This is a genomic window from Roseomonas sp. CECT 9278, assembly GCF_918698155.1.
GTDB lineage: Bacteria > Pseudomonadota > Alphaproteobacteria > Acetobacterales > Acetobacteraceae > Neoroseomonas.
In genome coordinates, this window is sequence record NZ_CAKKLX010000006.1 from 148,973 (window position 1) to 173,164 (window position 24,192).

Annotated in this window: 23 protein-coding genes; 8 read left to right on the forward strand and 15 right to left on the reverse strand. The window is 72.4% G+C overall.

What is annotated here, in order from left to right; genetic code table 11:
- The first annotated feature begins 79 nt into the window (after positions 1-79).
- The 5 genes from LQ222_RS06260 to LQ222_RS06280 all read left to right on the forward strand — a co-directional run bounded on the left by LQ222_RS06260 (position 80) and on the right by LQ222_RS06280 (position 5,517).
- Positions 80-1,054, forward strand: coding sequence for an ABC transporter permease (locus tag LQ222_RS06260; RefSeq protein WP_230165187.1), 975 nt, complete (start codon positions 80-82; stop codon positions 1,052-1,054).
- Positions 1,051-1,911, forward strand: coding sequence for an ABC transporter permease (locus LQ222_RS06265; RefSeq protein WP_230165189.1), 861 nt, complete (start codon positions 1,051-1,053; stop codon positions 1,909-1,911). The genes LQ222_RS06260 and LQ222_RS06265 overlap by 4 nt, the downstream gene beginning before the upstream one ends.
- Complete coding sequence (locus LQ222_RS06270) at positions 1,908-2,867, forward strand: ABC transporter ATP-binding protein (protein WP_230165190.1); 960 nt, start codon at positions 1,908-1,910, stop codon at positions 2,865-2,867. Before LQ222_RS06265 ends, LQ222_RS06270 begins: the two co-directional genes overlap by 4 nt.
- Positions 2,864-3,841, forward strand: coding sequence for an ABC transporter ATP-binding protein (locus LQ222_RS06275; protein WP_230165192.1), 978 nt, complete (start codon positions 2,864-2,866; stop codon positions 3,839-3,841). Before LQ222_RS06270 ends, LQ222_RS06275 begins: the two co-directional genes overlap by 4 nt.
- Positions 3,842-3,903: 62 nt before the next feature.
- Positions 3,904-5,517 (forward strand): GMC family oxidoreductase, encoded by a 1,614-nt coding sequence (locus LQ222_RS06280; protein ID WP_230165194.1) that lies wholly within the window; start codon positions 3,904-3,906, stop codon positions 5,515-5,517.
- On the opposite strand, the gene LQ222_RS06285 is transcribed toward LQ222_RS06280, so the two are convergent.
- The 3 genes from LQ222_RS06285 to LQ222_RS06295 form a co-directional block, all read right to left on the reverse strand.
- Complete coding sequence (locus LQ222_RS06285) at positions 5,498-6,853, reverse strand: MFS transporter (RefSeq protein WP_230165196.1); 1,356 nt, start codon at positions 6,851-6,853, stop codon at positions 5,498-5,500. The two genes, LQ222_RS06280 and LQ222_RS06285, sit on opposite strands and share 20 nt — an antisense overlap.
- A gap of 66 nt (positions 6,854-6,919) precedes the next feature.
- Entirely contained in the window at positions 6,920-7,252 is a 333-nt protein-coding gene (locus LQ222_RS06290) for an FKBP-type peptidyl-prolyl cis-trans isomerase (RefSeq protein ID WP_230165197.1), read from the reverse strand.
- A 95-nt stretch (positions 7,253-7,347) separates the two neighbouring features.
- Positions 7,348-9,174 (reverse strand): AMP-binding protein, encoded by a 1,827-nt coding sequence (locus LQ222_RS06295; RefSeq protein WP_230165240.1) that lies wholly within the window; start codon positions 9,172-9,174, stop codon positions 7,348-7,350.
- Positions 9,175-9,953: 779 nt separating this feature from the next.
- Here LQ222_RS06295 and LQ222_RS06300 point away from each other — a divergent pair.
- Positions 9,954-10,136, forward strand: a complete 183-nt coding sequence (locus tag LQ222_RS06300; RefSeq protein ID WP_230165198.1) for a hypothetical protein — start codon at positions 9,954-9,956, stop codon at positions 10,134-10,136.
- A gap of 73 nt (positions 10,137-10,209) precedes the next feature.
- Here the strand turns inward: LQ222_RS06300 and LQ222_RS06305 are convergent, their stop codons facing one another.
- Positions 10,210-11,307, reverse strand: a complete 1,098-nt coding sequence (locus tag LQ222_RS06305; protein WP_230165199.1) for an isocitrate/isopropylmalate dehydrogenase family protein — start codon at positions 11,305-11,307, stop codon at positions 10,210-10,212.
- Between the two features lie 130 nt (positions 11,308-11,437).
- Positions 11,438-11,971 carry a hypothetical protein gene (locus LQ222_RS06310; RefSeq protein ID WP_230165200.1) on the reverse strand — a complete coding sequence of 178 codons (534 nt, stop codon included), beginning with the start codon at positions 11,969-11,971 and terminating at the stop codon, positions 11,438-11,440.
- Positions 11,972-12,104: 133 nt separating this feature from the next.
- Here LQ222_RS06310 and LQ222_RS06315 point away from each other — a divergent pair, with 133 nt between their 5' ends.
- Complete coding sequence (locus tag LQ222_RS06315; protein ID WP_230165201.1) at positions 12,105-12,419, forward strand: hypothetical protein; 315 nt, start codon at positions 12,105-12,107, stop codon at positions 12,417-12,419.
- A gap of 8 nt (positions 12,420-12,427) precedes the next feature.
- Here LQ222_RS06315 and LQ222_RS06320 read toward each other — a convergent pair whose 3' ends face one another.
- Complete coding sequence (locus LQ222_RS06320; RefSeq protein WP_230165202.1) at positions 12,428-13,063, reverse strand: cysteine hydrolase family protein; 636 nt, start codon at positions 13,061-13,063, stop codon at positions 12,428-12,430.
- A 290-nt stretch (positions 13,064-13,353) separates the two neighbouring features.
- Positions 13,354-13,575: a hypothetical protein gene (locus tag LQ222_RS06325; protein WP_230165204.1), complete on the reverse strand. Its 222-nt coding sequence runs from the start codon at positions 13,573-13,575 to the stop codon at positions 13,354-13,356.
- Positions 13,576-13,995: 420 nt separating this feature from the next.
- On the opposite strand from LQ222_RS06325, the gene LQ222_RS06330 reads away from it, so the two are divergent.
- Positions 13,996-15,417: an alkaline phosphatase family protein gene (locus LQ222_RS06330; RefSeq protein ID WP_230165206.1), complete on the forward strand. Its 1,422-nt coding sequence runs from the start codon at positions 13,996-13,998 to the stop codon at positions 15,415-15,417.
- Between the two features lie 71 nt (positions 15,418-15,488).
- On the opposite strand, the gene LQ222_RS06335 is transcribed toward LQ222_RS06330, so the two are convergent.
- From LQ222_RS06335 to LQ222_RS06370, 8 genes are all read right to left on the reverse strand, one after another.
- Positions 15,489-17,162: a putative 2-aminoethylphosphonate ABC transporter permease subunit gene (locus tag LQ222_RS06335; protein ID WP_230165208.1), complete on the reverse strand. Its 1,674-nt coding sequence runs from the start codon at positions 17,160-17,162 to the stop codon at positions 15,489-15,491.
- Positions 17,163-17,169: 7 nt separating this feature from the next.
- A complete protein-coding gene (locus LQ222_RS06340) occupies positions 17,170-18,282 on the reverse strand; it encodes a putative 2-aminoethylphosphonate ABC transporter ATP-binding protein (RefSeq protein WP_230165210.1) in 1,113 nt (370 codons plus the stop codon).
- A 21-nt stretch (positions 18,283-18,303) separates the two neighbouring features.
- Positions 18,304-19,323, reverse strand: a complete 1,020-nt coding sequence (locus LQ222_RS06345) for a putative 2-aminoethylphosphonate ABC transporter substrate-binding protein (RefSeq protein WP_230165212.1) — start codon at positions 19,321-19,323, stop codon at positions 18,304-18,306.
- Between the two features lie 81 nt (positions 19,324-19,404).
- On the reverse strand, positions 19,405-20,229 hold the full coding sequence (gene phnX / locus LQ222_RS06350) for a phosphonoacetaldehyde hydrolase (RefSeq protein ID WP_230165213.1): 825 nt from the start codon (positions 20,227-20,229) through the stop codon (positions 19,405-19,407).
- The gene (locus LQ222_RS06355; RefSeq protein WP_230165215.1) at positions 20,226-21,347 is read right to left on the reverse strand and encodes a TIGR03364 family FAD-dependent oxidoreductase; all 1,122 of its coding nucleotides are present in this window, start codon (positions 21,345-21,347) and stop codon (positions 20,226-20,228) included. Before LQ222_RS06355 ends, phnX begins: the two co-directional genes overlap by 4 nt.
- Before the next feature lie 27 nt (positions 21,348-21,374).
- A complete protein-coding gene (locus tag LQ222_RS06360; RefSeq protein ID WP_230165217.1) occupies positions 21,375-22,253 on the reverse strand; it encodes an ABC transporter permease in 879 nt (292 codons plus the stop codon).
- Between the two features lies 1 nt (position 22,254).
- A complete protein-coding gene (locus LQ222_RS06365; RefSeq protein WP_230165219.1) occupies positions 22,255-23,187 on the reverse strand; it encodes an ABC transporter permease in 933 nt (310 codons plus the stop codon).
- 1 nt (position 23,188) lies between these two features.
- Entirely contained in the window at positions 23,189-24,133 is a 945-nt protein-coding gene (locus LQ222_RS06370) for an oligopeptide/dipeptide ABC transporter ATP-binding protein (protein ID WP_230165242.1), read from the reverse strand.
- Between the last annotated feature and the right edge of the window lie 59 nt (positions 24,134-24,192).

A 24,192-nucleotide genomic window follows, 5' to 3' on the forward strand; every position in this document is an offset into this window, starting at 1 on the left:
TGTCTCCTGTTCGGAAGCATTCCCTGAACGGATGCTGGAATGCCTTGCGTCGCCTGTAAATGGCCGGATAGTCGGGGGGATGCTCGGCTACGTGATCCAGCGCCTTCTCCAGGCAGCCCTTGTGATGCTCGCGATGTCCGCGCTGGTCTTCGCCGGCGTGCATGCCATCGGCAATCCGATCGACGTGCTGATCTCGCCGGACGCCACGCAGGACATCCGCGAGCAGGCGATCCGCCGCCTGGGTCTCGACCTGCCACTGTGGCAGCAATACCTGGCCTTCCTGGGGCGGCTGCTGCGCGGTGATTTCGGCACCTCCTTCGTCTATGGCATGCCGGTGCTGCAGCTGATCCTGTCGCGCCTGCCGGCCACGCTGGAACTGGCGCTGGCCGCCGTGCTGATCGGCACGCTGGCGGGCGTGCCGCTCGGCGTCTATGCCGGCTACCGGCCGGACAGCGTGGCGTCGCGCGCCATCATGGCGGTCTCGGTGCTGGGCTTCTCGGTGCCGACCTTCTGGGTCGGGCTGATCCTGATCCTGACCTTCGCGGTCAACCTCGGCTGGCTGCCGGCCGGCGATCGCGGGCCGCTGCTGGAAGTGTTCGGCATCGGCTGGTCGTTCCTGTCGCTCGAAGGGCTGTCCTTCCTGGTGCTGCCGGCGCTCAACCTGTCGCTGTTCAAGCTGGCGATGATGATCCGCCTGTCGCGCGCCGGCACGCGCGAGATCATGCTGACCGACACGGTGAAGTTCGCCCGCGCCGCCGGCCTGACCGACGCGACCATCCTGCGCCGCCATGTGCTGCGGTTGATCTCCATCCCGATCGTGACGGTGTTCGGGCTCGAACTCGGCTCCACGCTCGCCTTCGCCGTGGTGACCGAGACCATCTTCAACTGGCCGGGCGTGGGCAAGCTGATCATCGATTCCATCACCTCGCTCGATCGCCCGGTGATGGTCGCCTACCTGGTGCTCGTGGCCTTCCTGTTCGTCACCATCAACCTGGTGGTGGACCTGTCCTATGCGCTGCTGGACCCGCGGCTGCGGCGCGGGGCGGCGGCATGAAGGCGTTCTGGCGCGAATATGCCGAGAACCGCGTCGCACTCCTGGCACTGGCCGTGGTGCTGCTCATCGTCGGCGCCGCGCTGTCGGCGCCGATCTTCGCGCCGCAGGACCCCTACGACCTCGCGAGCCTCGACCTGATGGACGCGCGCCGCCCGCCGGGCTTCGTCGGGTCGGGCGGCTATACGCATCTGCTCGGCACGGATGCCCAGGGGCGCGACCTTTTCTCGGCCATCCTCTACGGCCTTCGCATTTCCCTGCAGATGGGCCTCGCGGCGGGCACCGTCTCGCTCGCGGTCGGCGCGCTGCTCGGCATCCTGGCCGCGCAGGCCGGCGGCTGGGTCGAAACCGCGATCATGCGCGTGGTCGACCTGCAACTGTCCTTCCCCGCCATCCTGCTGGCGCTGGTACTGGTGGCGGTGCTGGGCCAGGGCAAGACGCAGCTGGTGATCGCGCTGGTCGCTGCGCAATACGCGTATTTCGCGCGCACCGCCTATGGCGCGGCCAGCGCCGAACGCCGCAAGGATTATGTCGAGGCTGCCGCCGCCACGCCGCTGTCGACGCTGCACATCGTGTTCCGCCACATCCTGCCCAACGTGCTGCCGCCGCTGATCGTGGTGGCCACGGTGCAGGTGGCGAACGCGATCTCGCTGGAAGCCACGCTGTCCTTCCTGGGGCTGGGGCTGCCGCCGACCGAACCCTCGCTGGGCATGCTGATCGCCAACGGCTTCCAGTACATGATGAGCGGGCGGACCTGGATTTCCGTCTATCCCGGCATTGCGCTGATCGTGCTGGTGGTGGCGATCAACCTGGTCGGCGACCAGCTGCGCGACCAGACAAATCCCCGGCTGCGTCGATGACGCTTCTGGACGTCACCGACTTGCGCACGCATTTCTTCACCCGTGCGGGCGTCGCACGCGCGGTGGATGGCGTGTCCTTCTCGCTGGCGCCGGGCGAGATCCTCGGCCTGGTCGGCGAAAGCGGGTCGGGCAAGTCCGTGACCGGCTTCTCGCTGATCGGCCTGGTCGATCCGCCGGGGCGCATCGCCGGCGGGTCGATCCGCTTCGACGGGCAGGAGCTGGTGGGCATGGCGCCGGACCGCCTGCGCGCGCTGCGCGGCCGGCGCATCGCGATGGTCTTCCAGGACCCGCAGGCCACGCTCAACCCCGTGCTGACCATCGGCACGCAGATGGCGCTCGCACTCCAGGCCCATGGCCGCGTGACGGACCGCGCCGCGGCGGACCGCGCGACCGCCATGCTCACGCGCGTCGGCATCCCGGAAGCCGCCACGCGCCTGAACAACTACCCGCATGAATTCTCCGGCGGCATGCGCCAGCGCGTCGCCATCGCCATGGCGCTGCTGAACGGTCCCGACCTGATCGTGGCGGACGAACCCACCACCGCGCTCGATGTCTCGATCCAGGCGCAGATCCTGGCCGAGATGAAGGCGCTGGCGCGCGACTCGGGCACGGCGCTGATCTGGATCAGCCACGACCTCGCTACCGTCTCCTCCCTCGCCGACCGCGTGCTGGTCATGTACGCCGGGCGCATCGTGGAAAGCGGGCCGGTCGGCGCGGTGCTGCGCGCGCCGCTGCATCCCTATACCCGCGGGCTGCTCGACAGCCTGCCCGCCATGGCGCAGCCAGGCCAGCGCCTCGCGCAGATCCCCGGCAGCGCGCCGTCGCTGCTGGCGCTGCCGCAGGGCTGCCCCTTCGCGCCGCGCTGCGCCCACGCCGATGCCGCCTGCACCGCACCGCCGCCGCGCGTCGAACGCGCCGATCGCCACGCGCTGTGCCACCATCCGCTTGCCCCATGACGGACATCGTCGCCGCCACCGCGCTCACCCGCCGCTTCGACCCGCATCTGTCGATCGGCGACCGCATCGCCGCCGCTTTCGGCGCGCGCGTCGAAACCCGCGCGGTGCACGCCGTCACCGACGTCTCCTTCACCATCCGCAGCAACGAGACCCTGGGCCTGGTCGGCGAATCCGGCTGCGGGAAATCGACGCTCGGGCGCCTGGTGGCCGGCATCCTCGGCCCGACATCGGGCAGCATAGCGATCGACGGCGCACCGGTGATGCGCCGCGGCCGCAAGACCACCACGCGCATCCAGACCGTGTTCCAGGACCCCTTCGCCTCGCTCAACCCGCGCCGGCGGATCGACGCCACCATCAGCGAGGGACCGATCGCGCATGGCCTGGTCACCCGCGCGGCGGCGCCGGCCTTCGTGGCGGATTGGCTGGCGCGCGTCGGCCTCGACCCGGCGGTCGCCACGCGCTTTCCGCACCAGTTCTCCGGCGGCCAGCGCCAGCGCGTCGCCATCGCGCGCGCGCTGGCCATGAAGCCCGACATCCTGGTCTGCGACGAACCCGTCGCCTCGCTGGATGTGTCGATCCAGGCGCAGGTGCTGAACCTGTTCCTCGATTTGCGCGCCGCGCTGGGCCTCACTTGCCTGTTCATCTCGCATGACCTGTCGGTGGTGCGGCATGTCTCGGACCGCGTCGCGATCATGTACCTTGGGCGCATCGTCGAGATCGGCCCGGCCGCGCTGGTCTATGCCGCCCCGCGCCACCCCTACACGCAGGGGCTGCTCGACAGCGTGCCGAAGCTGCGCCTCGATGCCGATGCGGTCGGCTTCCGCCCGATCGCCGGCGAACTCCCCTCGCCGCTCTCGCCGCCCAGCGGCTGCGCCTTCCACCCACGCTGTCCGCGCGCCACCGACCTGTGCCGCCGCGAACGCCCGGAACTCGCGGCGCATGGCGCCACCGACGTCGCCTGCCACTACGCCTGAAGGGGGGTGCCAAACGCCGCGCCCGCGCTATCCTCGGCGCAACGACAGCAGGGGATGGAACCGTGACCGACAGCGCGCACGAAGCCGACTACGTGATCCTCGGTGGCGGCTCCGCGGGCTGCGTCATGGCCGCGCGGCTGTCGGAGGACCCGTCCGCAAAGGTCATCCTGCTCGAAGCCGGCCCCTGGGACCGCAACCCCTGGATCCACATCCCGATGGGCTTCGCGCGGCTGTACGTGACGAAGAAGTTCGACTGGAACTACACGACCGAGGCCGAGCCCGAGCTCAACGATCGCGCCCTGTACTGGCCGCGCGGGCGCGTCATCGGCGGGTCGGGCAGCGTGAACGGACTGGTCTTCCTGCGCGGCTCCCCGCGCGACTACGACCGCTGGGCACAATCGGGCGCGCGCGGCTGGTCCTATGACGACTGCCTGCCGGCGTTCAGGAAGCTGGAGACCTTCGCCGGCCCCGACAGCGACTTCCGCGGCAAGGACGGCCCCGTGCAGGTCGGCGAGGTGCCCGAACCCTCCGCCGGCTGCCGCGCCTTCATCGAGGCCTGCGTGAAGCTCGGCTTCGAACGCAACGCCGACAACAACGGCGCCTGGTTCGAAGGCGTGGCGCCCAACCAGCTCAATGTCCATCGTGGCTGGCGCTGGTCGCCGGCGACCGCCTACCTCAAGCCGGCGCTCGGGCGCGCCAACCTCGCCGTGCATGTCGAACAGGTCGGCCAGCGCATCCTGATCGAGAACGGCCGCGCCGTCGGCGTGGTGGTGCGCGGCCCGCAGGGCGAACGCACCTTCCGCGCGCGGCGCGAGGTCATCCTGTGCGCCGGCGCCATCGAGAGCCCGAAGCTGCTGATGCTCTCGGGCATCGGCGACGGCGCCGCGCTCGCCGCCATGGGCATCCCGGTCGCGGTGAACGCGCCCGAGGTCGGGCGCAACCTGCAGGACCACTTCATGGTCCGCTACGCCTTCCGCACCAGGCCCTGCGGCACGCTGAACGAGATCATGGCCAACCCGATCCGCGCCGCGGGCCTTGGCCTCGGCTGGCTGACCGGGCGAAACAACCAGATGGCGGTCGGTGCCTCGGAAGCCAGCCTGTTCGCCCGCGTGCTGCCGGGGTCCGAGGAGCCCGAGGTGCAGTTCCAGTTCGTGAACTTCTCGCTGGGCGACCAGTCGCGCGGCGCCAGCAGCCTGGCGAAGCACCCGGGCTTCACCTTCAACTACTGCGTCTGCCGCCCCGACAGCCGGGGCGAGCTCACGCTGCGCGCGCCCAGCGCCGACGCCAAGCCGGTGATCCGCGCGAACTACCTCAGCGCGGCCTCGGACATCCGCATCATGCTGGAAAGCCACCGCCTGGGCCGCCGCATCGCCGCCACCGACCCCTTCGCGAACCTCATCGAACGCGAGGACTTCCCCGGCGAGGGCACGCAGACCGACGACCAGGTGCTCGACTACATCCGTGCCAATGGCGCGACCGTGTACCACCCCTGCGGCACCAATCGCATGGGCGCGGACGATCGCGCGGTGGTGGACACCGAATTGCGCGTGCGCGGCGTGCAGGGGCTGCGCGTGGCTGATGCGTCGGTGTTCCCGCTGGTGCCGTCGTCGAACATCCACCCGGCCGTGCTGATGCTGGCTGAACGCGCTGCCGAGATCATCCGCCGCGCGGCGTGACGCGCGGCGGCAGGAACAGCAGCGCCACCAGCGGCAGCGGCGCCACCACCAGGAACACGCGGCGGAAGGCGGTCAGGAACGCCTCCTCGGCCGTCGCACCCAGCGCCAGCCGCCCGGCCTCGGTCGCGCCGAACAGCAGCGTCAGCAGCGAAGCCGCGCTGACCACGCCGAGCGTGCGCGTCAGCTGCGTCAGGCTGCCCGCGACGCCGCGGTCCTGCCGCCGCATCGTCGCCGTCACCACATCGGTATAGGCCAGGGTGAACAGCCCGATGCCCATCCCCTGCATGGCCAGCGCCGCCATCAGCAGCCCGACCGGCCCCCCGAGCCCCACCACCAGCAGCCCCGCCGCCGAGAGCACCGCACCCCCCGCCGCCACCGCGCGCGCGCCGCGCCGCGGCACCAGCCAGCCCCCCATCGAGGCCCCCGCCATCGCCCCCAGCGCATTGGCCCCCAGCACCAGGCCAAGCAGCACCGGCGGCAGCCCCAGCACCCGCGCCAGGTAGAAGGGTGCCAGCAGCATCACCGCGAAGCCCGCCAGGTGCACCAGCATGTTCGCAAGGTTGAGCGCCGCGAAGCCCGGCCGCCGAAACAGGCCAAGGTCGATGATGGGATGCGCGCTGCGCCCGCTCCGCCACACGAAGCCGATGCCGCTGCCGGTGGCCGCCGCCGCCAGCACCAGCGACACCGTCGCCGGGGCCCGGTTCACCGCCAGCACGGCGAAGGCGACGGCGGCACTCAGCAGCACCGCGCCGGCCAGGTCGAAGGGTTCGCGCGCGCCATCGCGCGGCGGCGTTCGCAAGCGGCGCGCCAAGGCCAGCGCGACCAGTGCGAGCGGTGCCCGCACCCACCAGACCGCCTGCCAGCCCAGCCCCTGCACCACCAGCCCGCCGAGCAGCGGCCCCAGCGCCCCGCCCGCCGCCAGCCCCGCCGCATAGGCCGCCAGCGCGCGCACGCGCATCGCCTCGGGGAACAACCCCGTTGCCAGCGCCGGCCCGCAGCCCAGCACCAACGCGGCACCCACGCCCTGCAACACCCGCGCAACCAGCAGCGCGCCATAGGACGGCGCCAGCGCGCAGGCCACGAAGGCCAGCGCGCTCCAGGCCAACCCGAAGCGGAACACCCGCGCATGGCCGAAGACGTCGCCGATCCGCCCGACCGCGAGCAGCAGCGCGCCATAGGTCAGCACATAGCAGATCACCAGCCACTGGATCTGCGGCACCTCCAGCCCGAAGGCCGCAAGCACCGAGGGGAAGGCGACATTCACCATCCCGTCCAGCGGCACCACCAGCGTGCCGACGAACAACGGCAGCAGCCGCAACAGGTCGCGCGGCGTCATGCCCGCGCAGATCCGCGCCGGGCCGCCAGGCGGCGATGCGCGCAACGCCGCATCACCGCCACGCCGTCAGCCGACCGCGAGCAGCTCCACATCGAAGATCAGCGTCGCGTTGGGCGGGATCACGCCGCCGGCGCCGCGCGCGCCGTAGCCCTGTTCGGGCGGGATCACCAGTGTGCGGGTGCCACCCACCTTCATGCCGGCAAAGCCATTGTCCCAGCCCTGGATGACCCGCCCGGCGCCGAGTTCGAAGGAGAACGGATCGCCACGATCGCGCGAGCTGTCGAACTTGCGGCCCTTGTTGTCGGGCGCGGATTCGTCGAACAGCCAGCCGGTGTAGTGGACCGTGATGACCTGGCCGGGCGTGGCCTCCGCCCCGGTGCCGATGCTGGTGTCCGTCACGCGCGTTCTCCGCTTCCTGCTGGCGCCGCGCGCGTGAGTGCGCGTGGCCGGGCCGTGGTACAGCCTCGCGCGGGCTGCGGCCAGGGCCGGGCTGTTCAGCTGCGCTGGCCGCCGAGCCCGACGGCGCTGCCCAGCGCGAAGCGCCCCTCCGGCGCGCGCGGCAGTGCCTTCGCGAAGGCGACGCGGCGCGGATAGCGGTGCCCCGCCATGCCCAGCCGCATGAAGTCGCGCAGTTCCTCGGCCAGGGCCGGGCCGGGCGTGGCGTCGCGATGCGGGACGATGATGGCGGTGGCGTCCTCGGCGGCCAGCGCATCGGCCGGGCCGACCACGGCGGCCAGCGCCACGGCGGGGTGGCGGCGCAGGCAATGCTCGACATCCTCCGGCCCCATGCCGTCGCCGGAGGCGCCGGCGCCGGCGCCATCCAGCAGGATCGCGCCATCCGCCAGGCGGGTCGCGCGGTCGCCGGTCGGCAGCCAGGCTCCCGGCCTGCCCGTCGGGGCCCGCCAGTAGCCCAGGCACTCCGCCGGATGCCCGCGGCGCACCGCCAGGATGCCCGCCTGGCCGGCCGGCAGGGGCGTGCCCGCGGCGTCGACCACGGCAACCTGTTGGCCCGGCACGGGATGGGCCGGCGCCGCCGGATCCCCGCCGCCCAGCAGGACCAGGTTGCATTCGGTGGCGCCATGCCCGTGGCGCGGCCTGGCGCCGAGGCATTCCGCCGCCCAATCCGCCAGGGCGGCATCGGGCGGCGCGCCGCTAGTGGCGATGCTGCGCAGGCGCGGCGGCGACGGGTGCGTCGCGGCGGCGTCGCGCAGGGCGCGCTGGGGCAAGGCGTCATGCAGGGCGCGCTCGGGCAGGGCGTCGCGCAGGGCGCGCTCGGGCAGGGCGTCGCGCAGGGCGCGCTCGGGCAGGGCGTCATGCAGGGCGCGCTCGGGCAAGGCGTCATGCAGGGCGCGCTCGGGCAAGGCGTCATGCAGGGCGCGCTTGGGCAAGGCGTCATGCAGGGCGCGCTTGGGCAAGGCGTCATGCAGGGCGCGCTCGGGCAGGGCGTCGCGCAGGGCGCGGTGGGCGACCGCCTCGCGCAGGGCGCGCAGGGCGGCAGTCGGCAACACAGCGTTGCGCACGCCGTGGCGCGCCATCAGGTCGAGCGCGCGGCCCGCATCGAAGCGTGGCATCGGCGCCGCCAGCACCGGCACGCCCTGGCACAAGGCCGGCAGCACCGCATCGAACAGCCCGCTGCGCCAGGCCCAGTCCATTGGCGTCCAGACCCGGTCGCCGGGCTGGGGCAAGCCGCCATGCTGCGCCGCCACGCCCGGCAGGTGCCCGGCCAGCGCGCGATGCGCGTGCAGCACGCCGCGCGGCGGCCCGGCGCCACCGGTCGTATAGAGGATGAGCGCCGGGTCGGCGGGATCGATCGCCGTCCCAGGCGTGCCGCCTGGCGCCCGGCCGGCTTCGGCCCAGAAGGACAGGACCTCGGCGGGCGCGCGGCGCTGGGCGCCCTCGGTGCCCAGCAGCAGGCGCAGGGCGGGCAGCCCGGCCCGCAACCCCTGCGTGGCGCCGAGCCCGGCATCGTCGGTGACCAGCGCGACAGCCCCCGAATGGTCCAGCCGGAACGCCAGCGCGGGCCCGTCCAGCATCCGGGCCAGCGGCACCGCGATGGCGCCCAGCCGCCAGGCGGCGAGCAGCGCGATCACCGCCTCCGGCCCCTGCGGCAACAGGATGGCGACGCGATCGCCCCGGCCGATGCCCTGCGCTCGCAGCACCTGGGCCACGCGGCAGGACGTGGCGTGCAGCGCATCGAAGCTGACCGCCTCCGCCACGGCGTCGGTTCGCGGGCGAAGCAGCGCCAGGCGCCCGCTGCCATCCGCCCAGCGGTCGCAGCAGGCCTCGGCCAGGCTGAGCGCGCCGGGCGCGCCGAGGACCATCACGCCGCCGACCGCCGCCGCGGCGGACCGGGCGCGGTGTCGCGGCGTCGATCCGCGGCGGCGGGCGGTCCGCAGCACATCATGGCGGGGCGTGGTCCTCCGGCGGGCCGCCGGTTGGGCGCGCCACTCCGGGGGGGCGGAAGCGGCGCTGTGGGGGAACCGCGCATCACGATGGATGACGGCTGATGCGAAGTATTCGTGCGGACGACATAAGTGTGCAACGGTGATTCTTTCACCACACAAAGTGCACAATTGGAGTCCGGCGCAACTTCCGCGCGTTCGACGCGCGATCGATTCGCTTGCCGTGGCAGGTTGCCCGCGCCCATGGCGCGTTCCCGCCCAGCCCGCCCCTGCCGATGCCGCGCGTCGCGCCTTGCGGCAGGCCGCACATAACCAGCGGATGCATCGATGCCCCGGCGCCACCGCGGCAATGGCATGGCGCGCGACCACCGCACGCGCGGCGTGGCGGGCGGCGCCGCATCAAGAATTCATTCCACTTGCTGATGGACAATACTTCAACCGGCGGCTGAATCGACGGCACGGCTTCCGCCAAAGGGTCGGCATGGGGTGATTCCCATCTGCAACACTCGCGCACGACAATGACACGACAGGCTCAACACGCCGCGGAAGGGAGTGTCTCGACGCGACTCCGCGAGGCAGGATGCCGACTCGGGCAGGCATGGGGATGCCACCCGGGGATTCACGGTGGCAGGTGCGGGGGCACCACCGGCCGCGGGTCCAGTTCAGGGGAATCTTCGATGAATCAAGTCGTCAGGGGCATGTTTCTCAGCCGGGGGACGAAGGCCGGGCACGGCCTGCCCGAATCCGCGCCCGACCCGATCGGCAATGCCGCCGCCGCGATCGAGCGCTGCCTCGCCATGGCCCATGAAGCCGGCAATGAAGACGCGGTGCGTCTGCTGCATGCCGTCAGCGCCATCCTGCAATCGTCACCCCGCGTGTAGATTCGCCGGAGTAATCTCAACTTTTTGGTTTGTTTCGACAAGGCATTCGACCCGCCACATCGTCAAACCAGCGTCAATTCGTCACGCCGATCCGCGCGGCCACCGCCCGCGCCACCGCCGCCGTGCCGTCCTGCCCGCCAATATCCGGCGTGCGCAGGCCGCCGGCGAAGGCGGCATCCACCGCCGCTTCCAACTCGGCCGCGGCGTCGGTGAAGCCCTGGCCGGCGCCGCGCGCGCCGAGCCATTCCAGCATCATCGCCGCGCTCAGCAGCGTCGCCGTCGGATTGGCCAGGCCCTGCCCGGCGATGTCGGGCGCCGTGCCATGCGCCGGCTGGAACACCGCGTGGGTGTCGCCGATATCGGCGCTCGGCGCGAAGCCCATGCCACCCACCAGCCCGGCGCCGAGGTCGGACAGGATGTCGCCGAACATGTTCTCGGTCGGCAGCACGTCGAAGGCCCAGGGCCGGCGCACCAGGTCCAGCGCCATCGCATCGACATAGTGGCTGCGGCTGTCGATGTCGGGGAAGTCCGCGGCGACCTCGGCGAAGATCCCGCGCATCCAGGCGAAGGCGCGGAACACATTGGCCTTGTCCACCAGCGTCACGACGCCGGGGCGGCCGCGCGCCGCGGCGCGCCGGCGCGCCAGGTCGAAGGAGAAGCGCGCCAGCTTCTCGGTCACCGGGCGGGTCATCCGCAGCGTTTCCTCCGCCATGTCCGGCGTCACCACGCCGCGATCGCGCGAGAAGAACAGCCCCTCGGTGCTCTCGCGCACGATGACCAGGTCGATGTCGCGCGCGCGCGGATCGGCCAGCGCGGATGGCACGCCCGGAATGGCGCGAAACGGGCGGACGCCGGCATAGAGGTTGAGCCGGAACCGCAGGTCGAGCTGCGGCGCGATCTCGGTGCCGTCCGCCGCGCGGATCGCCGGCCAGCCCATCGCGCCCAGCAGGATGGCGTCGGCGGCGGCGGCGGCGGCGAAGGTCTCCTCGCTCATGGCGGTGCCGGTGTCGCGGTAGCAGAAGGCGCCGGCGCGCAGGCTGTCGAAGGCCAGGCCGATGCCGTGGCGCTTCGCCAGGGGTTCGAGCACGGCGAGCGTCGCCTCGGTCACCTCGGTGCCGATTCCGTCGCCGGGCAGGACGGCGATGCGCAGCGTATTGGCGGGCATGGGCATGGGTGGCGCCTTCGCGGGTGGATGCGCGCCACACTACAGCGGTTTCGCCTGGCGTGGCCCTCCCCGGGCTGGCGTCGCACCGTGGGGCGGCCCGCCATCGACCTTGCGGCCGGCGGCGGGCCGATCGGCGTCAGCCGGCGGTCAGCGTCATCATCGGCGCGACCGGCTGCTGCGGGCCCACCGGCGTCGCGCGGAAGGACAGGATCGACGCCGGCTGCCCGTTCAGGCTGACGCGGCAATCGAACTGCCGGTCGGCCGGGGCGAGCTCACGCGACATGCAGGTGGTCGACACCGGCGTGGCGCCGGCCTGGCCTTCCAGCGTGGTCGTGCCGTAGGTCGCCAGCGTGCCGGCGATCACGGGCTGGCCGTTCACGCGCACCACCAGGTCGTGCTTCGGCGCGGTGTTGGTGCCGGTCGGCACGCGGCTGGTCTGCAGGTCGCCGGAGATCACCACCTGCGGGGCGCCCATGACGTAGCCCGGCTGCACCGGCACGGCGGCATGGGGCAGGCCCGGCACCGTCGCGACCGTGCCGGGCGCATAGGCCATCGGCACCGTGGTCGGCACGCCGACCGCCTGGCCAGGCGCGCTCTGTGTGCCAGGCGCCGTCTGGGTGCAGCCGGCCATCGCCAGCAGCGAGGCCGCGAGCACGGGGATCATCTTCATCGCACATCCTCCATTTGGTTCAGGCTGCACGACAACGCCGCAACGGCGCGCAGGGTTGCGGGATCGCAACGCCGGGTTTTTGCCCGCGCGGCGCCTTCATCCGGACATCGGGCGGCGCCATGCTCCTGCTGCCATGCGCCCTTTCCTGCCGATCGCCGCCGCCGCCCTGCTCGCCGCCTGCTCGAGCATGGACACGCACCGCAGCGCCTGTTCCGACCAGCTCGGCCTGGCCGCCACGCTGGCGGTCAAGGACAGCGGCGAGACCGAGCCCGACCCGGCGGTCGAGGCCTGCGCGACGCAGCGCCGCATGGCGGAGGAACAGGCGGTCGGCCAGGGCATCGCGCTCGGCGTCGGTGCCGCGGCGCTGGTCGCGGTGGGCGCGGTGCTGGGCGCGTCGTCCAGTCGCCGCGCCTATCGGCCGCGCCCGTACCATCGCCGCGGCTGGTAGCGGCGCGGTCAGCCGCGGTCGTTGGCGCGCGACCAGCGTTCGATCGCGGCGATGGCGATGTCGGCGTCGATGACGTCGGCATAGCGGCGCTCGACATCCTTGAGGTTCTGGCGATGCGCGACCTCATCCTGGTCGCCCACGCAATCCTCCGGCACCTGCACCCGGAAGCCTAGCGAGAAGGCATCGATGATCGACGCCCGCACGCAGCCCGAGGTGATGCAGCCGGTCACGATCACCGTGTCCACGCGTTCGCGCGTCAGGATGGCGCCCGCGGCGGTGCCGAAGAAGATCGACGGCGCCGTCTTGGCCAGCACCACATCCGGCTGCTCCGCCGCGATGCGCGGGTCGAGCGCGGTGCCGGCGCTGCCGGCCAGCAGGTCATGCACCGGCGCCACCTTCCAGTGCGGCGCGCCCTTCGGCCCATCGAAGGCGACGACGCAGGCGATGATGGGCGCCCCCGCGGCCTTGGCGGCGCGCATCACGCGCGCGGTATTGACCACCGCGCGATCGACCATCGGCGCGCCGCCCATCGGGAAGGCGGGATCGGTGAAGCCGGTCTGGAAATCCACCACCACCACCGCCGGCTTCGCACCGAAGCCGATCGGGCGGACCCCGTAGCCCTTCTCGGCATAGACGTCGCTCATGCTGCCGCTCCCTGGTGTCCTGCCCGCGAAGGGCGTGGGGTTCCCACGCACGCAGCGGACAAGCAGGCCACTGAAAACAATGGCTGGTGGCCCGCAGACGAAGCCCGCAGGACTGCGAACCCGGGACACTGGCCGGCCTGCCGATCCTGCGTGGTGCAAGCCGGCGCCTGGTGCAAGCACGACGATGCGGCGGCGCCGTGGCGGGGTCACCCTCCGGCCGGGGAATCCCCCCCCCCCCCGCCCCGCCGGCGCCGGTGGCATCGGCGCATCCGGGCGCGTCGCGACCCGCGCTATCCTGCCACGGCGCGCGGCCACGCGGCCGCGAGGTTGTCGCCGCCCCAGCCTTGCGGCGCGGGATATCGCTCGATCTGCGCCGGCAGGTCGCGCAGCCATGGCGGTCGTTCCGTCGAGGGCGCGTCGCGCAGCATCGGCAGCCCATCGCGCGGCGACGCGCCGGCGCACGCCGCCACGACCACCGCCACCACGGCCAGGCACAGGCTCCGTGCGATCATCGCTTCGCCTCCGTCATCGGCCCTCCGGGTGCCCGCGCCGCGCGCGACAAGGCAGGGCGTAGCGCGACCGGGCGTGGTTGATCCAGACCCGTGATCGACCGGGCGGCCTGGCGGATCGACACATCCGCCCCGCCGATGTCCCGACGGACCCGCCATCCGTGGGCAGCATGTCCGCGCGCGCCGCTGCGCCGCCCGGGGCGCCGCGCCCCGTGGAGGCAGGCCGGGCCGGGCATTGTCACCGTCCGGTCATGCCTTCATCGGGGACAGCGCCGGGACGGTGTGGCAGACCGCCCTGCGCGAGCCGACGCCATCGCGCCCATCACGCGTGCCACCGCCAGGAAGTGCCATGTCCCCTCCCGAGATCCGCCCCGTGCCCGCCATGGTCACCCTGTCGCGCGACCCCGGCCAGGCAACCGCGTCGTGACCCGCGTCATCATGGTCGCGCTCGATGGGCTGCGGCCGGACATGGTCGACCCTGCGCTGACGCCGCACCTCGCGGCGCTGGCCGCGGCCGGCACGCGCTTCGCGAATGCCCGCAGCGTCTTCCCGTCCGAGACGCGCGTCGCCACGCCCTCGCTCATCACCGGCTGCCGCCCGGGCGGCCACGGCATGGTGGCGAACACGCTGTTCGACGCCGCGGTCGCGCCCGATCGCCTGCTGCGCACCAAGCTGGTCGAGGACGTCCTGGCGATGGCCGCGGGCGCCGAGTCGCCACTGCAGCGGCGCAGCCTCGGCGAACACATGGCGCCCGCGGCGCTGCGCTTCGCGCTGGTCAGCGCCGGCACCGCCGGCGCGGCGCGCCTGCTGCATCCCGCCGCGGATCGCCTCGGCGCGTTCCGCTGGAATGTCGAGGACACCGGGGGCGCGACGGCCGCGGAGGTGCGCGATGCGCTCGGCCCCACGCCCGAGGCCGCGGTGCCGAACATCCCGCGTGTCGACTTCGCCGGCCGCGTGCTGGTCGAGCACGTGCTGCCGCGCCACCGCCCCGATGTCGCGCTGCTGTGGCTGTCGGAACCGGATGTCTCCTTCCACTGGGGCGGACTGCGCGCCGAACACACGTTGCGCGCGCTGCGCGCGGCGGATGCCGTGCTCGGGCGGATCGTCGCCTGGCGCGATGCGCAGCCGGACGCGCAGCAGATCGCGATGATCGTGCTGTCTGACCATGGCCACGTGACCGGTCGCGGCAAGCACTGCCTGCGCAGCGAATTGCAGCGCGCCGGCTTCCGGGCCGGCACCGGCATGGCGGCCGATGTGGATGTCGTGGTGGCACCGGCCGCCGCACCCGGGCTGTGGCTGCGCGATCCGTCGATGGCGCCGCAGGTCGCGGATTTCCTGGCGGCGCAACCCTGGGCGGGGCCGCTGCTCGCACGCGACCCGGCGATACTGCCGCCCGGGCGCGCCGCGCCGCTCGCCCTGCTTGGCAGCGCGCACGCGCGCAGCGCCGACCTGGTTGCGACCTTCGCCGGCACCGAGGATCCGGACGAATGGGGCATGCCCGGCACCGCGCCCTTCGACGCGCCGGACGTGCCCGAGGGCGGCGGCATGCATGGCGGGCTGCACCGGGCCGAGCTCGCGACCGTGCTGGTCATGCAGGGCGGCCCGTTCCGGCGCGGCGCCATCGCGCAGCAGGCCGCCGACCTGACGGACATCGCGCCGACGGTGCTCCACGTCCTGGGGCTCGCGGCCGAGGGGATGGAAGGTCGCCCGCTGCGTGCCGCGGTCGATGCCGCGGCCGACATGGTGCCGGCGCAGGAGCTGCACGCGATGCCGGGCGGCTTCGTGCTCGAGGCGATGCGCAGCGAAGCCGGCCGGCTCTATCCGACGGCGTTGCGCCGCGCTTGACCGGCAGGCCGGTTACGAATGCGCCGCTCGGCGCCTTCCGCGGCGCGGCGGGGGCCGTCGCGGACCGGCTCTCAGCGCCGCCAGGCCTGGCTGGCGCGCCCGAGCACCGCGCCCAGGGCAAGCTGCGCGAGCTTCGCGGTCACGGTGATCGACAGGATCACCACGCCCATCGCCGCGGCGGCGCTGGCCTGGCCGGCCTCGTCCATGTGCACCATCGCGACCGAGGCGGGCTTGGTGTCGGGGCCATATAGGAAGATCACCGCGCTCACCGTCGTCATGGCGTTCACGAACATGTAGACGGCGATGTCCAGGATCGCCGGCAGGCACATCGGCACCGTCACGCGACCGAAGGTCACCCAGACCGGCACGCGCATCGACGCGCCCACGGATTCGAATTCCGGATCGAGCTGCCGGATCGCGGTGACCGCCGTGAGGTGGCCCACCGTGTAGAAATGCACGATCGAATTCAGCACCAGGATCGCCAGCGTGCCGTACAGGACGCCCAACGGATTGGCCGGGTGGTTGAAGAACAGCACGTAGGCGAGGCCGAGCACCAGGCCCGGCACCGCGAGCGGCACGGTGGCGGCGAAACGCCCGATCCCCGGCAATGGCCCCTGTTGCGGCCCGCGCTCGAGGACATAGGCGACGACGAAGACGATGGCGGTCCCGAGCACCGCCGCCACCGCCGCAATGCGCACCGACAGCCACACCGCGCCCCAGCCCGCCGCGTCGAAGCGGGTGAAGTCGTAGTTGTCGAGCGTCAGCGACAGGTTGTACGGCCAGAAACGGATCAACGAGCCCCAGACCGCCGTGCCGACAATGCCCAGCAGCAGCGCGATCACCACCAGGCACAGCGCGAGCAGCGGGCCGTCGCGCGCCGCGCGCGGCGCCGGGCGCAACGGCACGGCGCGCCCGCTCATGGTCGCGGCGCGTTGCCGGCTTGCCCAGCGGTCGAGCACGAAGGCCAGCACCGCCGGCACCAGCAGCACGATCCCGACCACCGCGCCCATGTTGAAGTCCTGCAGCCCGACCACCTGCTTGTAGACATCGGTCGCCAGCACCGGGAATTGCCCGCCGATCACCTTCGGGATGCCGAAGTCGGTGACCACCAGCGTGAAGACCACCACGAAGGCCGAGACCAGCCCGTAGCGCGCGCCAGGCAGGGTCACGGTATGGAAGATCCGCAGCCGCGAGGCCTTGAGCGCCGCGGCCGCCTCGTACAGCCGCGCATCGGCCGTGGACAGCGCGACCGACAGGATCAGCGCCGCCGAGGGAAAGCAGTAGAAGACCTGCGCCGCGACGATCCCGGCCGGGCCGTAGATGCTGCCGCCCATCAGCAACCCGCGCAGCATGCCCTGGTTGCCGAACAGGTAGATCAGCGCCAGCGCCGGCAGCAGCGACGGCGCCAGCAGGGGCAGCAGCATGACCGCGCGGAAGAACGGCTTGCCCGGGATGCAGGACCGCGTCAGCGCATAGGCGAAGACGAAGGCGAGCGGCACCACGATCACCGCGGTCAGCGCCGCGGTCCACAGGCTGTTCCAGGCCGCCGCGAGCAGCGCCGGGGTGGTCGCGTAGGTACGGAAATTGGCGATGCCGGCAAAGCCGCCCTGCGGCGTCTCGAAGGCGCGCAGCAGCAGCGTGCCGAGCGGCAGCGCGAGGAAGCACAGCAGGAAGCCGAGCGCGAGCCACAAGCCCCAGCGCATGACGCGCTGGTCGGCCGAAGGCCGCGCCCGGACCGACGCCATCGCCGCGTCAGACATCCTCGGCGAAGACCATGACGCGCTCGGCCGGCAGGCTGGCCTCGACAACGCTGCCGGGGCCGATGTCGAGTGCCGCGAGCTCGGCCGGCGGCACGGCCGCGAGAAGATGCAGCCGACCGGCCTCGAGCGAGACGCGGCAGACCGGTCCCAGGAACTCCATGCCGGTGACGCGCGCCGTCAGCGCACCCGCGGGCGCGCCGTCGCCGCGATGCAGGCGCACATGCTCGGGCCGGACGAAGCACTTGACCCGTGCGCCGTACAGCAGGGGGCGCGCCGCCTGGGCCGCGATGCGCACACCATGGGCCAGCACCATGCCGACGGACGAATCCACCACAGCGTCGAAATGCGTGGAATGGCCGATGAAGCTGGCGACGAAGGGGCTGGCAGGGCGGTCGTATATATCCGCGGGCGTGCCGATCTGCTCGATGCGGCCGCGGCTCATGACCACGATGCGGTCGGAGACGCCCATCGCCTCCTCCTGGTCGTGCGTGACCATGATGGTGGTGACGCCAAGCCGCTGCTGCAGCGACCGGATCTCCTGGCGCAGGTGCTGGCGCACGATCGCATCCAGCGCCGAGAGCGGTTCGTCCAGCAGCAGCAGGCCGGGTTCGTTCGCCAGCGCCCGCGCCAGCGCCACGCGCTGCTGCTGCCCGCCCGAGAGCTGCGCCGGATACTTGTCGCGCTGGTCGGCCAGGCCGACGATGCCGAGCAGCTCCGCCACGCGGTCGCGCACCCGCGGCTTCGGCCAGGCGGCGCCCCGCAGCCCATAGGCGACATTGGCCGTGACCGTCAGGTTCGGAAACAGCGCATAGGACTGGAACACGATGCCGAAGTCGCGTTCGGAAGGCGGCAGGTGCGTGATGTCGCGCCCCTGCTGGAGGATGCGTCCGGTGGTCGGCGGATCAAGCCCCGCAATGCCGCGCAGCAGCGTGGTCTTGCCGCAGCCCGAGGGGCCGAGGAAGGTCACGAACTCGCCCGTCTGCACCGTCAGGCTGACACGGTGCAGGGCAACGAAGGTGCCGAACTGCTTGCCCAGCTCGTCGACCGTCAGATACGTCTCGCCGCGGCGCGCAGCCGCCGCTGTGACGGCGGCAGTATCAGGCAAAGCGAGGGTCATCGGCCGTCGTCAGTTGCGCGGCGCCGACTTGCCGTCGAAGCGCCCCGCCCATTCGCGCAGCAGGCGGTCGCGCTGCGTGGCGATGGCGCGGAAATCGGCGCTCACGAGGCGCTCGGCGAAGTCGGCGGGGTAGTTGCGCACGGTCGGCTCCACGCCGGGCAGCGCCAGCAGCGCGTAGTAGCGGCCATAGAGCTCCATCGCCGGGCGCGACACCGCGAAATCCGCCAGCCGCCGCGCCGCCGCCAGGTTGCGCGTGCCACGCATGATCGCGGTCGCCTCCAGGTCGAAGCCGACCCCGTCGGTCGGCACGATGATCTCGATCGGCGCGCCCTGGTTGCGCAGCGTCACCGACCGCATGTCGAAGGAGATACCGACGCCGTACTCGCCGCGCGCCGCGTTGTTGCACGGCGCGCTGCCGGAATGCGTGTAGACCTGGATGTTGTCATGCAGGCGCGTCATGTAGTCCCAGGCGGCGGCCTCGCCGCGCGCGCCGATCCAGCCCGCCATCGTCAGGAAGCCGGTCCCCGAGGAACTCGGGTTCGGCATCACCACCTGGCCGCGGAAGGCCGGGTTCAGCAGGTCGTTCCAGGTCGTCGGGCGCGGCAGGTTGCGCTGCTGCGCAACCACCGTGTTGAAGCAAATGGCGGAGACGAAGGCGTCCATGCCCGTCCAGGTCATCGGGCTGCGGTCGGAGCGCATGTTGGCGCGCAGCGCCTCGGCCCCCTGCGGCGTATAGGGTTCGAGCATGTCGAGCCCTTCCATCTGCAGCAGCGAGAAGACCGACAGGCCCCACACCACGTCGGCGCGCGGGTTCTGCCGCTCGGCGATCAGGCGGGCGGTGACGATTCCGGTGGAGTCGCGCACCCAGGCGATCTCGATGTCGCGCAGCGCGGCCTCGGCCGCCTGCTTGAAGGGGGCGAGCTGCTCGTTCTCCAGCGCGGTGTAGACGGTCAGGCGCGTGCGCTGCTGCGCTTCGGCAGCGGGAGCAAGGCCGAACACGGCGCAGGCGAGCAGGGCAAGGCGACGCATGATGGTGGCTCCCTCGGGCATGGTCAGGTGCCTACCGCGCGCCCGGCGTCAGCCATGTGGCAGTCGTGTTGCGTTTGCGTGTCAGGGTGCCTCGAGCAACCCGGGACGCTCGCCGGCGGCGAGCCGCGCCTCGATCAGCTCGACGACCGCCGGGAGATCGGCGACGGAATCGACCACGAGATGCGCGCCGGCGCGCAGCAGGCTGTCGGTCGCGGCGCGGCGCAGGGTGTCGCGCGCCGACGGGTCCAGCGCGGCGAGCTCATCGGCGTCCAGCCCGGCGATATTGCCGGTCAGCGCGACACCGACCGCCCAGCAGCCCGCCGCACGCGCCTCGCCGATGCCCGGCGGCGTGTCGTCCAGCTTGACCACCCGGCTCGCGGGCCAGATGCCCATGGCGGCCATCGCGTGCCACATCTGCAGCGGCGCGGGGCGGCCGGCCGCCAGGTCGCCGGCACAGACCATGACCTCCGGCGCGAAGCCCTGTGCGGCCGCCAGCGGCGCCAGGCGCTGCATGATCGGTCGCGTGTAGCCGGTGGTCGATCCGATGCGGATGCCACGCGCGGCGCACCAGTCGAGCGCGGCGCGCACGCCCGGGATCAAGGCGCTGTGCGCCTCGACCGCCGCCACGTTCAGCGGTTCGAAGACCTCGAAGATGGCGTCGATCGCCGCGTCGTCGAAGTCGCGCCCATGCTGCGCGCGCCAGGCGGCGGCCACGGCGGGCACGCTGCCGACCAGGCGGATGTGGTCGCGCTTCGCCATGCCCATCGGCCCGCGCGCATCGGCGATGGAGATGGTCACGCCGAATTGCCCGAAGGCGTCGACGAAGGCGCCCATCGGCGCGCGCGAACCGTGGTCGAGCACCGTGCCGGCCCAGTCGAAGATGACGGCCTTGATCTGCGTGGTCATGGGTTCGCCTCCAGGTCGGCCAGAACGTCCTCCGCCAGGCCGAAGGCCGTGCTCGCGCCGGTGCCGGAGGTGACGCAGACCAGGCGCACGCCAGGTGCGACGCGTTCGAAGAAGGCGTCCTCGGACGCCGACGGATACAGCCCGGTCCAGCGTTCGATCACCCGCGGGGCCGGCAGGTCGAGCACCGCCTGCGCCTCCCGCAGGATCAACGCGTCGACATGCTCGGGCTGGAAGGGGTCCGGCGTCGGGCCATAGTGGTGGCTGTCGCCGACCACCAGCGACCCGTCGTCGCTCTGCACGACGATCAGATGCACGCCGTTCGCGATCTCCTCGGCCTGCTCCGCCTGCAGGCGCGCGCGCAGGGCCGGCAGGGCGGCGCAGTCGGCGTAGCCGCGGTAGCGGTCGAGGCCGAGGTCGCTCATCACCGCCGCCGGCAGGCGCCAGCCCGGATCGGCGAGGCGCAGCATGTGCAGCTTGCACAGCGTCACGCCGCGGCGGGCGAAGCTGTCGGGAAACAGCGTCGCGAGGTCGGGGCCGGGGCAGACCACGATACGGGGCGCGTGAAAGCAACCGGCCGTGGTCTCGACGATCCCCTCGGCCACGCCGCGCACCGCGACCTGTCGGCCGAAAGCGACACCCAGCCCGCCCTCGATCCAGGTTGCCAGCCGGGGAATCGCGTCGCGGCTCTCGACGCGCAGCTCGTGCGGACTGTGCAGCGCCGCGATGACGCCATCGGCGCGCAGCGGCGGTCCATGGGCGGCAAGTTCGGCACCGCGCAGGACGCGGCAGCCCTCGCCCATCGGGCTGGCCGCGAAGTCCTCGATCACGGCCACGGCCTCGGGCCGGCGCGCGCACATCAGCAGGCCGCGATGCTGGATCCCGATGCCGGCGAGCGGCGCGACCTCGGCCCAGATGTCGCGGGCGCGGCGGGCGCGGCGCCAGGTGTCGCGCACGCCCTGGCCCGTCACGGTGACGAAGCCGAAATTGCGGATGGACGCGCCATTCGCCTGCGCGTCCCGATCCAGCACCAGCACGCGCTGCCCGGCACGCGCGGCGTGCAGCGCGTGCGCAAGGCCGACGATGCCGGCGCCCACGATGATCATGTCGAAGCGGCTCATGCGGTCCGGGCTAGCACGTTGGCGCGTTCAGCGCAGCGTCGGGTCGAGCCGGTCGCGCAGCCAATCCCCGATCAGCGAGACCGAGAGCGTGGTCAGCACGATGGTGACGGCCGGCGCCAGCAGGATCCAGGGTGCGCGCGTGAGGTACTCCCGCCCATAGCCCACCATGGAACCGAGCGAGGTCTGCGGCGGCTGCACGCCCAGGCCCAGGAAGGACAGGCCGGATTCCAGCAGGATCACCTCCGGGAAGGCGAGCGTCATGGACACGATGAGGGTCGAGGCGATGTTCGGCAGCACGTGCCGACCATAGATCCGCCAGGGCGACGCGCCGAGCCCGCGCACCGCCGCCGCGTAGCCCTGCGTGCCCGCCGCCAGCGCCAGGCCGCGGGCGATCCGCGCGTAGCGTTCCCAGGCGTGCAGCCCGAGCAGGCAGACCAGCAGCGCCAGCGAATTGCCGAAGAAGGCAAGCACCGCCAGGGCGAGGATCAGGAAGGGCAGCGAGGCCGAGAAGTCCACCAGCGCCAGCACGGCCTGTTCCACCAGGCCACGGAAATGCGCGGCGAGGAAGCCGAGCGTGGTGCCCACAACGGCACCGATGATGGTCGCGCCGAAGGCGATCAGCAGGCTGGTGCGGATCGAATAGATCAGGCGCGAGAGCACGTCGCGCCCGAGTTCGTCCGTCCCGAGCGGATGCAGCCAGCCGCCCCCCAGCAGCACAGGCGGCGAGAGCCGGTTGCGCAGGTCGAGCGCCGTGTACGGATACGGTGCCAGCAGGTCGGCAAGGACGGCGACCAGCAGCATCAGCGCGAGCCAGCCGATCCCGAAGATCACCAGGGTCGGCATCGCCTCGCGCCGGCGAGGCGGCGGCGCGAGCGTGGCCGCGACGGTCAACGGAGCCTCGGGCATCTCAGGCGGCCTTCTGCGGCGCGGCGCGCAGCCTCGGGTCGAGCAGGCCGTACAGCAGGTCCACGACCAGGTTCGAGCAGACCATCGTCACCGCCACCAGCAGGAGCACGCACTGCACGACCGCGAGGTCGCGATTGCCGACCGCCACCACCAGCAGCCGCCCCACGCCCGGCCACGAGAACACGCTCTCGACCACCACCGCGCCGGCGATCAGCGAGCCGACCATGAAGCCGATGATGGTGACGGTCGGAATGGCCGCGTTCGGCAGCGCATGCCCGATGACGACCCGGCGCCAGGGCACGCCCTTGGCGCTCGCCGTCCGGATATAGGGCTGCCCCAGCACTTCGAGCATGGCGCTGCGCGTGAATCGCGCCAGCACCGCCGCGCCACCCAGGCCCAGCGTGACGACGGGCAGGATGGCGTGGCGCCAGCTCTCCTGACCGCCCGAGGGCAGCCAGCCCAGCTGCACCGCGAAGACCAGCACCAGCAGGAGCCCGAGCACGAAGGACGGCACGGTGAAGCCGGCCACCGCCATGACCATGACGACGCGATCGGCCAGCGAATTCCGGTGCAGCGCCGCATAGATGCCGGCCGGTATGCCCAGGCAGATCTTGATGAGCAGGGCCGGGAGCGTGAGCGCGAGGGTCGCGGGAATGCGTTCGCCGACCAGCACGATGGCATCGCGCCCATCCCGCATCGAACGCCCCAGGTCGCCCTGCAGGATCGCCCAGAAGTACGAGAGGTACTGCACCCAGATCGGCTCATCGAGACCCCAGGCCGCGCGGAACGCGTCCACCGCCTCGGGCGGTGCATCCGCGCCCATGATGATCTGTGCCGGGTCGCCCGACATGCGCAGGACGACGAAGGCGAAGGTCACGACCATGGCGATGGTCAGCGCCGCGCGTGCCAGCCGGGAGGCGAAGAAACGGATCATCTCAGGCGGCCTCCTGCCGGTCGGTGCCCTGGCCGGCGGCGGCGTCCCCATGCGCGACGTGGCAGGCCACGAGACGCCCGTCCGCGCGCGGCTTCAGCGGCGGGACGTCCTGCGCGCAGCGCGCGGACGCGACCGGACAGCGGGGATGGAAGGCGCAGCCCGAAGGGCGGTCCGCGGGATTGGGCGGGTCGCCCTGCAGCACGATGCGCCGGCCGCCGCGGCCCGGATGCGGAATCGCGGAGACCAGCGCACGCGCATAGGGATGCGCCGGGTCGTGCAGCACGGCGTCGGGCTCGCCTTCCTCGACGATGCGCCCGAGATACATCACCGCGACACGATGGCTGACCTGGCGCACCGCGCGCAGGTCGTGGCTGATGAACAGCAGCGCCGTGCCGAAACGCTCCTGGAGCTCGACCAGCAGGTTCATCACCTGGGCCTGGATCGAGACATCGAGCGCGCTGATCGGTTCATCGCAGACCAGCAGCGCCGGGTCGGTGGCGAGCGCGCGGGCGAGCACCGCGCGCTGGCGCTGGCCGCCGGAGAGTTCGTGCGGATAGCGCGCCGCCTGGTCGGGCCGCAGGCCGACGGCACGCAGCAACTCCTGCACGCGTGCCGCGCGGGCCGCGGGATCGCCGATGCCATGGATATCGAGCGGTTCGATCACCTGCGCCCCGATCGGCAGCCGGCGGTCGAGCGCGCCGAGCGGATCCTGGAACACCATCTGCATGCGCATGCGCAGCGCCCGCCACGCCGCCGTGCCCGGTGCCGGCATGGTGCGTCCGTCGAAGGAGACGCTGCCCGCATCGGGGCTCTCCATGCCGAGCACGAGCCTGCCGGTCGTCGATTTCCCGCAGCCCGACTCACCCACCAGGCCGAGCGTCCGCCCACGCTCAAGCCGCAGCGACACGCCATCGACGGCACGGACATCGACCGCGCGACCGAACATGCCGCGGCGCATGGTGTAGCGACGGACCAGGCCTTCCGCCTCGAGCAGCGCGCCGCCGG